The 14,266-nt window shown below is 40.5% G+C and carries 14 protein-coding genes; all 14 read right to left on the reverse strand.

The features are described from left to right. Positions 1 to 7: 7 nt before the first annotated feature. Entirely contained in the window at positions 8 to 289 is a 282-nt protein-coding gene (locus DWZ33_RS02145) for a hypothetical protein (protein WP_022937535.1), read from the reverse strand. Beyond that, complete coding sequence (locus DWZ33_RS02150; protein WP_118453615.1) at positions 289 to 1,842, reverse strand: ABC-F family ATP-binding cassette domain-containing protein; 1,554 nt, start codon at positions 1,840 to 1,842, stop codon at positions 289 to 291. Before DWZ33_RS02150 ends, DWZ33_RS02145 begins: the two co-directional genes overlap by 1 nt. A 39-nt stretch (positions 1,843 to 1,881) precedes the next feature. After that, positions 1,882 to 2,226, reverse strand: coding sequence for a 30S ribosome-binding factor RbfA (gene rbfA, locus DWZ33_RS02155; protein WP_022937533.1), 345 nt, complete (start codon positions 2,224 to 2,226; stop codon positions 1,882 to 1,884). 1 nt (position 2,227) lies between these two features. Further along, a complete protein-coding gene (infB, locus tag DWZ33_RS02160) occupies positions 2,228 to 4,066 on the reverse strand; it encodes a translation initiation factor IF-2 (protein ID WP_022937532.1) in 1,839 nt (612 codons plus the stop codon). Between the two features lie 8 nt (positions 4,067 to 4,074). After that, complete coding sequence (locus DWZ33_RS02165) at positions 4,075 to 4,374, reverse strand: L7Ae/L30e/S12e/Gadd45 family ribosomal protein (RefSeq protein WP_118453616.1); 300 nt, start codon at positions 4,372 to 4,374, stop codon at positions 4,075 to 4,077. Then, complete coding sequence (gene rnpM / locus DWZ33_RS02170; RefSeq protein ID WP_022937530.1) at positions 4,364 to 4,627, reverse strand: RNase P modulator RnpM; 264 nt, start codon at positions 4,625 to 4,627, stop codon at positions 4,364 to 4,366. The genes DWZ33_RS02165 and rnpM overlap by 11 nt, the downstream gene beginning before the upstream one ends. Positions 4,628 to 4,638: 11 nt before the next feature. Further along, the gene (gene nusA / locus DWZ33_RS02175) at positions 4,639 to 6,324 is read right to left on the reverse strand and encodes a transcription termination factor NusA (protein ID WP_118453617.1); all 1,686 of its coding nucleotides are present in this window, start codon (positions 6,322 to 6,324) and stop codon (positions 4,639 to 4,641) included. A gap of 22 nt (positions 6,325 to 6,346) precedes the next feature. After that, on the reverse strand, positions 6,347 to 6,814 hold the full coding sequence (locus DWZ33_RS02180; RefSeq protein WP_022937528.1) for a ribosome maturation factor RimP: 468 nt from the start codon (positions 6,812 to 6,814) through the stop codon (positions 6,347 to 6,349). Positions 6,815 to 6,997: 183 nt separating this feature from the next. Beyond that, positions 6,998 to 7,330 carry a hypothetical protein gene (locus DWZ33_RS02185; protein ID WP_118453618.1) on the reverse strand — a complete coding sequence of 111 codons (333 nt, stop codon included), beginning with the start codon at positions 7,328 to 7,330 and terminating at the stop codon, positions 6,998 to 7,000. 9 nt (positions 7,331 to 7,339) lie between these two features. Then, positions 7,340 to 7,747, reverse strand: a complete 408-nt coding sequence (locus tag DWZ33_RS02190; protein WP_118453619.1) for a helix-turn-helix transcriptional regulator — start codon at positions 7,745 to 7,747, stop codon at positions 7,340 to 7,342. Positions 7,748 to 7,840: 93 nt separating this feature from the next. Then, positions 7,841 to 8,272, reverse strand: a complete 432-nt coding sequence (locus DWZ33_RS02195) for a GNAT family N-acetyltransferase (protein WP_118453620.1) — start codon at positions 8,270 to 8,272, stop codon at positions 7,841 to 7,843. A gap of 40 nt (positions 8,273 to 8,312) precedes the next feature. Further along, entirely contained in the window at positions 8,313 to 8,570 is a 258-nt protein-coding gene (locus tag DWZ33_RS18490; RefSeq protein ID WP_420841409.1) for an ATP-binding cassette domain-containing protein, read from the reverse strand. 53 nt (positions 8,571 to 8,623) lie between these two features. After that, positions 8,624 to 9,646 (reverse strand): Abi family protein, encoded by a 1,023-nt coding sequence (locus tag DWZ33_RS02205; protein WP_118453621.1) that lies wholly within the window; start codon positions 9,644 to 9,646, stop codon positions 8,624 to 8,626. Between the two features lie 297 nt (positions 9,647 to 9,943). Next, positions 9,944 to 14,263: a PolC-type DNA polymerase III gene (locus DWZ33_RS02210; protein WP_118453622.1), complete on the reverse strand. Its 4,320-nt coding sequence runs from the start codon at positions 14,261 to 14,263 to the stop codon at positions 9,944 to 9,946. Between the last annotated feature and the right edge of the window lie 3 nt (positions 14,264 to 14,266).

Genomic DNA, 14,266 nt, shown 5'->3' on the forward strand with positions numbered 1-14,266 from the left:
AATTTCCTCACTTTTGATAAATAGCAACAATCGTTTTAATACAAAAATAAGCCAATAGATTCAAAATCAGCAGATAGAGTATAAGAATGCTCTGCGTTTCTGCCCCCGGCAATGCCGCCAGCAATGTAATCAGCAGGCTGAACCATAAAGGCTGAGCCATCCATGCGCACAAGCCGCCCTGAAGCAATACCAGAATGCAGCTCAGCGCTAAAACCAAACCGCTTCTTGGCAGCAGACAAAGGCATGCCTGAATCAGTGAAGGCAGCAGAATCAACAGCTTCTTAATCATTATAACACCTTGGTTGTCCAGTCTTCAACATTCAACACTTCATCGACGATATCTTCATAAAATTCCGGATCATGTGATACTAAAATCACGCTGCCGCGGTATTCTCTGATGGCCTTTTTAAGCTCATCCTTAGCTTCCACATCTAAGTGATTCGTCGGTTCATCCAGTACCAGTACATTGGTTTCCTGATTCAGAATCCTGCATAATCTGACCTTTGCGTTTTCACCGCCGGATAAAACCATCATGCTGGTTTCAATATGATCCGTTGTAAGGCCGCATTTCGCAAGCGCTGAGCGTACCTCATTATTTGTCCAGCCCGGAAAGCAATCCCAAATTTCCTGTAAAGCTGTTTTAGTATTATTTACCGCTTCCTGTTCAAAATAACCAATTTCAAGATATGGATCAGTTTCCACTTCACCGCTGTATGGCTGAAGCAAGCCAGTTAATGTCTTTAACAGCGTTGACTTACCTAGGCCATTCACTCCCTTGATTGCAATCTTGCGGTTGCGTTCAAATTCCATATTGATCGGACGAGTCAATGGCTCATCATAGCCAATTACCAGATCATTAAGCTTAAACAGAACCTTGCCCGGTGTTCTGGCAGTTAAAAAAGTAAACTCCGGTTTAATTTTTATCTTTGGTTTAGACAGAAGATCCATCTTATCAAGTTTCTTCTGCCTTGAAGCTGCCATATTACGGGTTGCAACTCTTGCTTTATTGCGCTGGATGAAATCCTGAAGCTCATCAATTTCCTTCTGCTGACGATTATAAGCCGCCTCCATCTGACGGCGCTTCATCGCCAGCCCCTCTTCAAATTTCTGATAATCGCCGACATATCGCGTCAGTGTGCAATTTTCTACATGATAAATAATATTAACTACATCATTCAAAAAAGGCACATCATGACTGACCAAAATAAAAGCATTCTCGTAATTTTGAAGGTAATTCGTCAGCCATCGTATATGCTCCTCATCCAGATAGTTGGTCGGTTCATCAAGAATTAGAATCATCGGATTCTCAAGCAATAATTTACATAATAATACCTTGGTGCGCTGACCACCGGATAACTCTGAAACATCCCGATCCAATCCCAAATCAAGCAAACCAAGCCCGCTGGCTGCTTCATTAATTTTCGCATCAATCATATAAAAGCCATTATGATCCAGCATTTCCTGTATAATGCCGACTTCATCCATGTAGCGGCTGCACACTTCCTCACTGCACTCCCCCATCTTTTCATACATCTCAATCATTTCAGCTTCTAATTTAAACAGATAGGCAAAGGCGTCCTGTAAAACCATCCGAATCGTCTTACCTTTTTCCAATACTGTATGCTGATCAAGATAACCGGTTGTGATACGGTTGCACCATTCAACCTTTCCCTGTTCTGGTTCCAATTTACCGCAAATGATATTCAGAAAGGTTGATTTCCCCTCACCATTAGCGCCTACCAGCCCCACATGCTCGCCCTTTAATAGACGAAAGGAAACATTTTCTAATATGCTCCGTCCGCCAAAGCTGTGGCTGATATTTTCAACAGTTAAAATACTCATACGTCCTCCTGCTAATAAAATAACTGCCGAAGCAGTTATTTAGTTATTTGAATTAATGTCATGTAGAATTTTTTCAATCTTATTGCCTTTTTCAAGCGAATTATCAAGCTGAAAAATCAATTCCGGTGTTTTGCGGATCGTCAGCCTTTTGGCTAATTCGCTGCGAATAAACCCCTTAGATTGATTTAATGCCTTCAAACCAGCTTCTTTGCGGGCATCCTGACCTAGAAAAGAAACAAAGATTTTCGCATAAGACATATCTGAAGTCACATCAACATCAGTGATCGTCACAAAACCAATCTTAGGATTTTTCAGTTCAAATTGAATAATTTCACTGACTTCTTTTTGGATAATATTATCCATCTTATCCTTTTTTAATCCCATATTAAGCAACCTCTACCTGCTGATCTTCATAAGCTTCAAAAATGTCGCCTTCTTTGATGTCATTGAAATTTTCAATGGTACAGCCGCACTCATAGCCTGACTGAACTTCCTTCGCATCATTTTGGAAACGTTTTAAAGAAGCCAGCTTACCAGTATAGATAACGATACCATCACGGATCAGACGAATCTTACATTCTTTCTTTAAGCAGCCATCAGTAACCATACAGCCGGCAATCGTACCGATTTTTGAAACCTTATATGTCTGACGTACTTCAGCCTGACCGATAACAACTTCTTCATAAACCGGCGCCAGCATACCCTTCATGGCCAATTCCATTTCTTCCAATGCTTTATAGATAATGTTATGCAGACGGATTTCAACTTTTTCCTCTTCCGCTTTCTTACGAACATTAGCGCTTGGACGAACGTTAAAACCAATAACGATAGCATTTGAAGCACTGGCTAATACAACATCGCTCTCGGTGATCGCACCGGCGGTAGAACGGATTACATTTACCCGTACACCCTGAACATCCAGTTTTTCCAGTGAAGCTTTAACCGCTTCCGCAGAACCCTGAACATCTGCCTTAACGATAACATTGATTTCCTGAATATTACCCTCTTCAATCTGACGGGCAAGATCATCAAGCGTTAAGGCGCTGGATGAATTACGTTCAGCATCAATTCTTACTTGATTTCTGGTTTCCGCGATCTGTCTTGCCTTCTTTTCCGAATCAAAGACACGGAAAACATCACCGGCAACCGGCACATCATTTAAACCGATAATTTCAACCGGTGAAGAAGGTCCAGCCGACTTGATTTCACGGCCATGGTCATCAACCATTTTACGTACTCGTCCATAGCATGAACCAACAACCAATACATCACCTGATTTTAAGGTACCTTTTTGAACAAGCAGACTGACAACCGGTCCGCGGCCCTTATCTAATTTTGCTTCAATAACTGTACCCGTAGCTAAACGGTTCGGATTGGCACGGAAGTTTTCAACCTCGGCAAGAATCTGAATGGATTCCAGCAGTTCAGGAACACCCTGACCAAATTTAGCGCTGATTGGGCAGAACATCGTATCGCCGCCCCATTCCTCAGGCATTAAACCTAAATCAGACATTTCTCCCATGATGCGGTCTGTATTCACATCCGGCTTATCAATCTTGTTGACAGCCACGATAACCGGCGCACCTGCTGCCTTCGCATGATCGACGGCTTCCTTTGTCTGCGGCATAACACCGTCATCAGCAGCTACAACAATAACGACGATATCCGTAACCTGCGCACCGCGTGCACGCATGGCAGTAAATGCCTCATGTCCCGGCGTATCTAAGAAAGTGATCTTTTTACCTTTGACATTCACCTGATAAGCACCAATGTGCTGAGTGATACCGCCAAATTCACCTTCAGTAACTCTTGATTTACGAATGGTATCCAATAAGGTTGTTTTACCATGGTCAACATGTCCCATGATCGTAACTACCGGCGGACGTGATTCCAATGTAGACTCATCATCTTCATTTTCTTTTAATTCTTCTTCAAGATTAGTTTCTTCAATAATATTTTCTTTCGTACATTCTACATTAAATTCCATACAAAGCAATTCAATCGTTTCATCATCCAATGTGGAGTTAATGGTAACCATATTTCCCAGCATGAATAATACCTTGATCAATTCACTCGCATTGCGGTGCAGCTTCTCAGCTAGTTCACCTACCGTCAATACGCCGGAATACGTAATTGCCTTAACCTCTACCCGTTCTTTCTTGGGAGTAAAGTTATTATTCCGGTTGTTATTCTTTCTATTTCTGTTATTTGTCTGTCTTGCCATTATATCACCTAGCCTTTCAAGCAAGTATGAAGATTCTTCGCAAAACCCTCGTCAGCAACGGCAATGACTTTCCGATTGAAAGTACCCATTGCCTGATTCAGTTCTGCCGATGTCTCGACAAAATCAAATTCCACGTTATAGTATGTGCATTTACCTACATATTTCTTCTTTGTATTCTCACTGGCATCCGACGCAATCAGCACGAGCTTAGCACTGCCATTTTGAATACTGGTGAGAACCCCTTCACCGCTGATTACCTTGCGCGCCCTGGCCGCTAAGCCAAGCAAACCCATTGCCTTATTGTTCATTGCTCACCAATGCTGTCAGCTGTTCATAGATGGCATCAGGAATTTCACATTCCAATGCCCGGGCCAGCGCTTTTTTCTTTTTAGCCAGCTCGATGGCAGCCAGATCCTTTTTCAGATAAGCACCGCGGCCATTAGTGCGGCCCGTGCTATCAATAACGACCTGCTGTTCAGGTGTGCGCACAACGCGGATCAATTCTTTCTTAGGCAGCTGTTCCTGGGTTACGACACATTTACGCATCGGAATTTTCTTCATGAACATCCCTCCTATTCTTCGTAGTATTCATCAAATTCATCAAAGTCGATTTCATCATTGATCCAATCGTTCGCTTTTTCTTCGGCTTCACGTTTGGCGATTTCTTCAAGCTCTTCTTCAGAATAAATCGGCTTCAATTCATAATCCTTCTTCAGATCAAAAGTCGGCTTGCGGCGTTTCTCTTCTTCGTCGCTTTCCTTCTTCCATCTAGGCTTAGCAGCTGCTGTTGGTTTGGCAGCCGGCGCACCAGCAATCTGTTCGAACTTCGAAACATATTCCTGTTTTTCCTTGATATTCAAGCCTTCTGCACGCTGTTTTTCCTTAGCGATGCGGGCGGCTCTTTCAAGATCTGTCTCAGCGCGTTCCTCTTTAACCTCAGCCTTTTCTTTTACTTCTGCAACCTCTTCAGCCTCAGCTTCAGCCGCTTCTTCTGCTTCACTGTTTACTTCTAAAGCCGGCTCACTGACTACTTCATCAGCAGCCACTTCTTCATAGCTTGGCTGCAATTCATTTGCCAAATATTCATCATCAATTTCAGAATTGCCCATTTCACGTTCTTCAAACATCCTCTGCTGAGCTTCGGCTCTTTCAAGTGCCAGCTTCTCAGCCTGTTTTGCTTTCTGTTCAGCGGCAATTGCTTTCCAGTCAATGCCTAAAGCATTTACTTCACTCTCTGACTTAATATCAATCTTATTGCCGGTAAGCTTAACAGCCAATCGGGCATTTTTACCTTTTTTACCAATTGCCAAAGATAACTGATTGTCATTAACAACAATCAGCAAGCCGCGGCGGTCAGTATTAGGAATAACCGCTAAAATTTCAGCCGGTGCCAATGCATTTTTAATCAATTCAGTAACATCATCGCTCCATTCAAAGATATCGATTTTTTCACCATGCAGCTCATCGATAATCACCTGAACGCGGGAACCTCTCGGACCGATACAAGCACCGATTGGATCGATGTTTTCATTTTTTGAATAAACCGCCATCTTGCAGCGCTCACCAGGATCTCTGGCAATCGCCTTGATTTCAATAATACCCTGATAGATCTCCGGAACCTCTTTTTCAAATAAACGCTTAACTAAGTTACCATCAGCTCTTGATACAAGTACCTGAGCGCCTTTAGTTTCTTTATTTACTTCACTGACAACAACACGCAGACGCTGACCCTCATAATAATGCTCGCCAGGAATCTGCGCAACTCTTGGCATCAAAGCCAATGTTTTGCCGATATTGACAACGCAGAACTTTTCCTCTACGGATTCAACTGTACCGACAACCAGATCATCAAGCTTGTCACAATATTCATCATAAACCGCTTGTTTCTCGGCTTCTCTGATTTTTTGTTTCATTACATTCTTCGCCAAAATAACAGCCGCACGGCCAAGGTTTTCAATGCTGACCTCATTTTCAATCATATCGCCAAGCTCAACCTCTTGACGTATTTTTTTCGCATCAGCCAATGAGATTTCCAACTCATCATCCTCAACCTCTTCAACTACGGCACGCTGCTGATATACTTTGATCTCACCTGATTTTTCATTAATATCTACACGAACCAGCGCATCAGGAATTTCAATGTGCTTGCGGTATGCCTTTGCCAGCGCTTCTTTCAATGCGGCAACAACAATATCCTGTGACAATGAACGGTCTTGTTCAATTGCCTGCATTGCTTTCATAAAATCTTTAAGTTTCATGTCGTTATTTTCTTTCCTTTCGTTAAATACGCACCGATAAACGTATCAGTGACAAATTCTGATAGCTTACGCGCAATTGTCTTTTTACTGCCTTATCCATATAAGCAATCAGCAATTCATCATCTTCCACAGCCAGTAAATCACCTTTAACCTCACGCAGTCCCTTGACCTCACTGATGAATTTGGCATAGATATACTCATTGACAGCTCCCTTTACTTCATCAAGCGAACGTAAAACACGCTCGGCTCCCGGTGAACATACCTCAAGCATGTATTCATGAGCGATTACATCAATTTCATCCAGCTTTTCACTGATCAGCTCAGCCATTTCAGCACAGCCATCAATATCCATACTGCCATCCGCATGCATGATCGCGATTTGTAAGATCTTATTTCTTCCTTCATTCGTCCAGCAGACATCATATAACTGAATGTCATGGGCATTTAACAGCGGAAGCACTGCTTCTTTGATTTTTGCCAATTGATCCATAGTTTCTCCTTATTCTGACAAAATTAAGAGTGGACTTTCGTCCACTCGCTTTTCTATACGTTGTTAGTGTACCACGCAATGCCAATAAATTCAAGCTTTTCAGCTAAAAATAAGCGGAAATTTGCTTTACCTGAGTTTCTGCGCCCATTTTTCATGCAGGCATGGCAAATCCTGATTCAGAATTCAAATATATCCCTGTATGCTTACGATAGTGATAATCATGAAAACGGCACCCACCGCAATAAAGGCAAGACCCACACCCGCCTTTTTCTTGCGTGATTCGATTATCTGGCGCTCTTCTTCATTCATTGTTATGGGGTACTTGCGTCTGCCAATCAGATACAGCAGCAGCCCGCCGCTGCCCGAATTACCACCGATAGAAAATATCCCCCAGAATTTAGGATGCTTCAAGCCTCGGCAGCGGGCATCCAATTCAGTTATTTTGTAAACCTGATAAGACAGATTGACAGCTCCTAATAAAATAATAAATACAAATACAATGGTTAACCAAGTCATTATGACCTCCTAGAATTTTTTAATAATCTGATAAAACAGAAATGTAGTGCTGATAATAGCCGTTGAGGCGCAGATCATAATTAAATATTTATTCTGCGCGATAATGCCGTTAAAAAGCAGAAACAAAATCAGCAGCAAACCATTCAATGCAATCATTGTCAGCAGCTTTTTATTGCTGGTAACAACATTCGTACTCTCCGCCAAGTGCCGGATCATTTTAATGTCTCCTTTCAGTAAATCATCAAGGCTGACCTTATAGAGATCACTTAGCTTTATGACAGAGAGAATATCCGGATATGATTTCTCATTCTCCCAATTCGATATCGTCTGTCTGCTTACTTGAAGCTCCTCAGCCACCTGCTCCTGTGTCATCGTACATTGAACACGAGCTTCTTTCAGTTTACTTCCTATCTCCATAAGTTTCTCCTTTCATCGGCATTGTCTCAGCAACAGCCTGTTTTGTCTATCAAATCTCTTTGACATAGCATAGAATTGCCTGTCAAAATTCTTTTACAACTTCTTTTTTACCCATTTCATCACGTATTCGATCTCCCCTGATGCCGCATCCTGCTGTTCTTTTTCAATACTGAACGATTCTCTTTGATAAAAATGCAGAGCCCGCTTGTTCTTTTTATATACTTGTAAATAAAGCTGAGAGTTCATTTGCTTGACAGTATCCAACAGCATTTTGCCGATTCCTTTGCCGCGATAATGCTCATCAACAAACAAACCTGCAATCATTTCATTATATATACCGATAAAGCCGCAGATTCTGCCGTCATTTTCCGCAACCAAAAGCTCTGCTGACGACAACATCTTCGCTACTTCTTCATAATGTGACTGCCAATAATCAGCCGATATAAAGGAATGAGCTTTAAGATTAGCTTGCAGCCAAATGCTCATGACCGCTTTTTGATCCGCATTTCTATATGTTCTTATCATCAATATTCACTTCCTGACAGCTTAAGCATATCATAAATACTTAGTAAAGCAAAAAAAACAGTACCTGAAGATACTGTTTTGATTTTAAAGTAGCGGATTTACCTGCGCCATTAGGACCAATAAACCCAACAATATCATTATCCCCTATATTAAATGATATATCTTTCAATATAAGCGTATTTCTAATTTTTTTAGTTAGATTCTTAATATCAAGTATCATCCCAAACTTTAAAAAAGTTCTACAAAGGAAAGCCACAATAGAATATATTCCCAATTGCATTTTATTCAAAAACGGCATATAATAATAATGCCGAAGGAGGACTTGGTCCTCAAACTAGTGAATCGCAAGGTTCACTTTTTATTTGTATTTTTAATCATATCCATCATTAGATTTAGTAATCTCAAATTTTTAGAATTATAGTGATTTTCTTCAATTTTGAAAACATCAGCTTTAACATCATTGAATAATGAAGAAGCATAAGTACTCTTTAACAATTCAAAAGTCATATACAGTGGTGAATTTTCAATTTTCTTTACTCGTTTTATTTCAAAACTCAACAATGGAAAAATTGGCTCATAGTGATTAACTATATTTCTAATTCTACGGATAATTTCAATTTGACCTGAGAATGAAACAATTTTTCTAATATCAATTTTTTTATAGTTATCTGTTGCATAAAATTTAGAAATGATTTTCTTTTGACTGTCACTATCTAACATTGCATATAAAACACTTAATTCTCCTAAAGTCAAAGCATTTGGAATAACCCATAATGGTGCTACTGATTGTGTTTTATGATAATGTGAAATCAAACTATTAGATTCACCTAATTTGTTACGCTCATCTTTTGTTTTCATTCCTATTTCTTTTATATGCTGAAGGACTAATCTTCGTTTTTCGCTACGAAAGTCATCGTATACATAACCTTCTGTTTTAGAGATTGAATATCTAAAGTTAGTGCAGAATCTTGGCAGATCACCATCATCGTCTGATTTCAAAAATTTATCAATTTCTTCAACATATTTGATACATTCTTTGTCCTCATCTTCACATCCAATATATTTAGAACAAATTTCAGCAAATAGGGCATTCTTAAATTTCTTTTCAAAAGTTCCGATGTAGGCATACATTAAACGACTAAATCCCTCATCTGCTTTAACGAGTTTTAAAATCTCTTCAAAATCGATTTCTTTTGTATAAATGTGATTTTTATTTTCATCACGGCCATAAGAAAAAAATTCTTTATATGGATTGATTAAAGAAGCATAATTTCTCTCTTCAAAAATTTTTTTATGTTCGTCTTTTACCATGATTTTTTTATTTTCTTTTAAGTATACTATTTGTTCATCAACTGTTTTGTAAAGTTTTCTCACCAAATACCACCCTGAAAAATTATAACATAAAACCTGTAAAATAACGCCGAATATGTAGGCAGCCAAACATCTTTCTTATTCAAAATTACACAAATAATCAAATATATTACAAAGAATTAAAACCAGCTTAAAGCCATGGGTTAAGCCATGGAACATTCTAGCTACCAGAGTAATTGTAAGACAAGCATCTACAATAAAAATATTAAACATAGCAAAAAAAATTAACAATTATCTAACAGCTTAACACATATCATAATTATCTTAATTTCACAAAAAAACAGTACCCGAAGATACTGTTTAGAATAATGAAAGCTGATTTTCTTCCTGAAGATCACTTAACACACCCATCGTCTCAAGCCGTTTGATATGAGTACCATTAAGCGCTGTCCGCTCAGAAAGATCCTGTTTAGATAGGAACGGACGTTTTTCTCGTTCTTCAATTACCGTGACAGCAACGTTGGCACCCAGACCATCAATTGATGTAAATGGCGGAATCAACACATTTTCATCATCTGGATCAACAATAAATTCCGATGCCGCTGACTTCATCAAATTAATATTACCAAAGCGATAACCGCGCAGCACCATTTCAAGTGCCAGCTCCAGTGTAGAATAAATATCCTTTTCCTTCTTGGATACATCATTCTTAAATTCATTACTGTTTAGCCGCTGAGTAATTTCTGCCATACGCGCCCGAATTGCCTGTTCACCGGCAATCATCGTATCAATATCATAAGCATCACAGCGAATTGAGAAGAACATGCAGTAATAATACTGCGGCTTATGAACCTTAAACCAAGCAATACGCACCGCCATCATAACATAAGCGACAGCATGTGCCTTCGGGAACATATATTTGATTTTTAAGCATGAATCCACATACCAATCATCAACATTATGTTCCTTCATAACAGGAATCCATTCATCCTTTAAGCCTTTTCCCTTACGCACACTTTCCATGATTGTAAAGGCAAGCTTTGGCGGCAATTGTTTGTGAAGCAGATAAACCATGATATCGTCACGGCACCCGATTACATTTTTAAGTGTACATTTACCTTCCTTGATCAGATCAGCAGCATTGTTTAACCAAACGTCAGTACCGTGTGATAAACCGGAAATACGTACTAATTCATCAAAGGTTGTCGGGCGGGTCAATTCCAGAATACCGCGTACAAAAGGTGTACCAAATTCAGGGATACCGGCAGCCCCGGTTTTTTCTGTATTTTTGCTCGTATCAATATGCAGACTCTCGACAGAGGAGAAAATCTTCATTGTTTCCGGATCATTCATCGGAATCGTTTTCGGATCAATACCGGAAATACGTTCCAACAGCTTCATTGCCGTAGGATCGACATGCCCTAAGATATCAAATTTCAACAGATTGTCATGAATGTCATGGAATTCAAAATGCGTTGTTTTCCAATCAGCAAAGGGGTTGTTGGCAGGATATTGCACGGGTGTGAAATCATGCACATCAAATTCATTCGGTACTACAAGAATACCGCCTGGATGCTGACCTGTTGTTCGTTTTACACCCTCACAGCCCTTGGCCAGCCGCAGAATCTGAGCATTGCGCATATGAGTTTCCATGCCCATTTCTTCTTCATATCCCTTTACATATCCATAGGCAGTCTGTTCCGCGACTGTACCAATCGTACCAGCTCTGAATACGTGATCCTCACCGAATACTTCTTTCAGATAATTATGCGCGGTCGGCTGATAATCTCCGGAGAAATTCAAATCGATATCAGGAACCTTATCACCCTCAAAGCCAAGGAATGTTTCAAATGGAATATCCTGACCGTCACCGCGGATCATTTCACCGCAGACCGGACATTTTTTATCCGGCAAATCAAATCCGGAAGCAACACTGCCATCTGTAAAGAATTCAACATAATGGCATTTCGGGCAAACATAATGCGGAGCCAATGGATTAACCTCAGTAATATTCGCCATTGTCGCAACAAAGCTGGAACCAACTGAACCACGGCTGCCTACCATGTAACCGTCATCAAGACTCTTTTTAACCAAAAGATGAGAAATGTAATAAACAACATAGAAACCATGCCCGATGATACTGTCAAGCTCTCGCTTTAACCGTGCCTCAACAATTTCCGGCAGCTGTGGCCCATACTTCTTATGCGCATTCTCATAACAGATCTGCGCCAGCTTTTTATCAGAATCCTTGATATCAGGCGGGAACAAGGTATCATAAACAACCTTGATATCTTCAATCATATCATTGATTTTATTTGAATTTGTCACAACCATCTCATAGGCTAAATCATGATCGAGATAGCTGTACTCGGCAAGCATTTCATCGGTTGTACGCAAATGCTGATCCGGTGCCTGACTCATGCGGCGGCGCTGCGCATTATAGATATAGAGCGGATGCCGTTTACCGCCGATTGCCTGTGAATTGATATAAATATCACGAATCAGCTTTTCTTCAGGCTGAACATAATGACAATCCCCGGTTGCAACAACGATTTTTCCTAATTCCTGCGCAGCCTTAATGATCGATTTTAAGATTTCGATCAGCCGCTCCTTACTGCCAATACTGTTGCGCTCAACCAGATGCATATAATTGCCAAGCGGCTGAATCTCGATATAGTCATAGAACTGAATTACTTCCTTCAGCTTATCTTCACCGCGTGTCTGCGCTATTTCAAACACTTCACCGTTGAGACAGCTGCTGCCTAAAAGCAGATTGCCGTTCTTATGCCGCTTCGCGATTTCCTCTCGGAAAATCTTTGGTTCTGCGACAACATTGTTTGTATTCTTTGAGTTATACGATAAATACTTCGTATGCGATAAAGTGATCAGTTCAAACATCTCTTTCAGACCAGCCTTATTCTTAGCTAGCACCATGATATGCTTATCTCTGACCTTATTAAAACATGATTCATCATACATACCCGCCAGATCCTTTAAGGTTTTGATATGCTTCAGATCGTTCAGCATATTCAAATAAACCTGTGCCAGTACCTTCGCGTCATAATCTGCGCGGTGAGCTACTTCCTCATCATAACGGATATTATAAACACGCGCGATGTTGCCCAAACGGTGAGCCTTGCGGTCAGCATGCAGGCTTCTTGACAGATCTAAGGTATCAATCACCGGATTCTTTAATGGCTCGCGTCCCATACGAATCAAAGCATCGTTTAAGAAGTTAACGTCAAACTGGGCATTATGGGCTACCAAAATACGGTCACCGATAAATGCCAACAGCTCATCCATCGCCTCTTCAATGGTCGGTGCATTGCGCAGATGCTCCTCAGTGATGTTTGTTAAGCTGGTTGTGAAAGCAGATAATTCTACCGGCGGTTTAATAAACATCTGTTTAGCCGATGTAATGTCACGATTTTCAACTAACACACCGCCAAACTCAATAATATGGTCAAAACGTGTCGATAAGCCTGTTGTCTCAAGGTCAAAGACACAATATCTTCCCTCTTCCAGCAGCGTATCATCAGCATTCTTAACAATTTCAAGGAAGGGATCAACCATATACATCTCAACCCCATAAATCATTTTAAACGGCTTTTCACGGCCTTTATTAATTTTTTCTACATAGCGCTGAGCTTTTGGGAAATCCTGTACAACCGCATGATCTGTAATCGCAATCGCATCATGCCCCCAGCGTACAGCCTCATCAATATATTCACTGATGCCGCTGACACCATCCATTTCACTTAATTTTGTATGCACATGCAGTTCAACACGCTTTTTCTCTGCATGATCCATACGTCTGACTTCTTCAATTTTATCGATGCGGTCAGGCATAAAGACCAGCTCTCTTGAAAAGGAATCAAATTCAACCTTACCATAAGCTGCCACAGTATCACCGATTTTAATTTCATCCATAACCTCCAGCGTCAAAGCTCCGCGCTCAAAACGCTTGATGACAATCGCATCCTCGGCATCTGCGATATACAAAGTCTGAATATGCTTGCCGGTACGCAGAGCCCGGTTCTCTTTTTCAAAAATCTTACCGGTAATCTTAATCTGGAAACAAGCCTCAACGATATCCTTGATTTTAAAATCAATATATGTCTGATTCTTTTTGCTCTTAGGCACAAAGCTCATTTTCTTTTCTTCATAAACCGTAGCCGGTGCCGCCTCAGGTTTTTTAAATTCTACCTGCTGCGTCTCACTCTTCAGCTCTTGGACTAAAATCGGCAGATCAATACCGACATTTTTCAAAAAGCCTTCTAACAAATGCTTTGTTTGAATCGCTTCATCAATCATTACCGCATCCGCAAAAGCATAGATGATGCGTTTATCCTCAAGCCGCGGCATTGAGCTTTCAAAAAGCTTCAGCTTGGGCTGAATACTTTGCGCATATTCAAGATAGGCACGCAGTTTTAAAATCGTCGGCTTATCCTGTCTGGTTTCAATCGTCAGATCAACCTTGGCGCGGGCAGCCGTCATTAAATGCGAATTAAAACGCTGCCAAACCTCAAAAGGCAGACTCTCATCAAGCTGTACACGAATGCGTAAAGACTTGCTGAGGGCATGATATTCAGCCTTATCGATCAGCTGACCATTTTTAAAATATTCAAGATCTTCTTCAAGACCAATTTTAATAAGCAGGCTTTCTAAAACTTCGTTCATTTT

This window comes from Dielma fastidiosa (genome assembly GCF_003475485.1).
Taxonomy (GTDB): domain Bacteria; phylum Bacillota_I; class Bacilli_A; order Erysipelotrichales; family Erysipelotrichaceae; genus Dielma; species Dielma fastidiosa.

Bases quoted from the DNA above. Each gene is read 5' to 3' on its own strand.
- DWZ33_RS02145 (WP_022937535.1), bottom strand. From the start codon at position 289: ATGATTAAGAAGCTGTTGATTCTGCTGCCTTCACTGATTCAGGCATGC.
- DWZ33_RS02150 (WP_118453615.1), bottom strand. From the start codon at position 1,842: ATGAGTATTTTAACTGTTGAAAATATCAGCCACAGCTTTGGCGGACGG.
- rbfA (WP_022937533.1), bottom strand. From the start codon at position 2,226: ATGGGATTAAAAAAGGATAAGATGGATAATATTATCCAAAAAGAAGTC.
- infB (WP_022937532.1), bottom strand. From the start codon at position 4,066: ATGGCAAGACAGACAAATAACAGAAATAGAAAGAATAACAACCGGAAT.
- DWZ33_RS02165 (WP_118453616.1), bottom strand. From the start codon at position 4,374: ATGAACAATAAGGCAATGGGTTTGCTTGGCTTAGCGGCCAGGGCGCGC.
- rnpM (WP_022937530.1), bottom strand. From the start codon at position 4,627: ATGAAGAAAATTCCGATGCGTAAATGTGTCGTAACCCAGGAACAGCTG.
- nusA (WP_118453617.1), bottom strand. From the start codon at position 6,324: ATGAAACTTAAAGATTTTATGAAAGCAATGCAGGCAATTGAACAAGAC.
- DWZ33_RS02180 (WP_022937528.1), bottom strand. From the start codon at position 6,814: ATGGATCAATTGGCAAAAATCAAAGAAGCAGTGCTTCCGCTGTTAAAT.
- DWZ33_RS02185 (WP_118453618.1), bottom strand. From the start codon at position 7,330: ATGACTTGGTTAACCATTGTATTTGTATTTATTATTTTATTAGGAGCT.
- DWZ33_RS02190 (WP_118453619.1), bottom strand. From the start codon at position 7,747: ATGGAGATAGGAAGTAAACTGAAAGAAGCTCGTGTTCAATGTACGATG.
- DWZ33_RS02195 (WP_118453620.1), bottom strand. From the start codon at position 8,272: ATGATAAGAACATATAGAAATGCGGATCAAAAAGCGGTCATGAGCATT.
- DWZ33_RS18490 (WP_420841409.1), bottom strand. From the start codon at position 8,570: ATGCCGTTTTTGAATAAAATGCAATTGGGAATATATTCTATTGTGGCT.
- DWZ33_RS02210 (WP_118453622.1), bottom strand. From the start codon at position 14,263: ATGAACGAAGTTTTAGAAAGCCTGCTTATTAAAATTGGTCTTGAAGAA.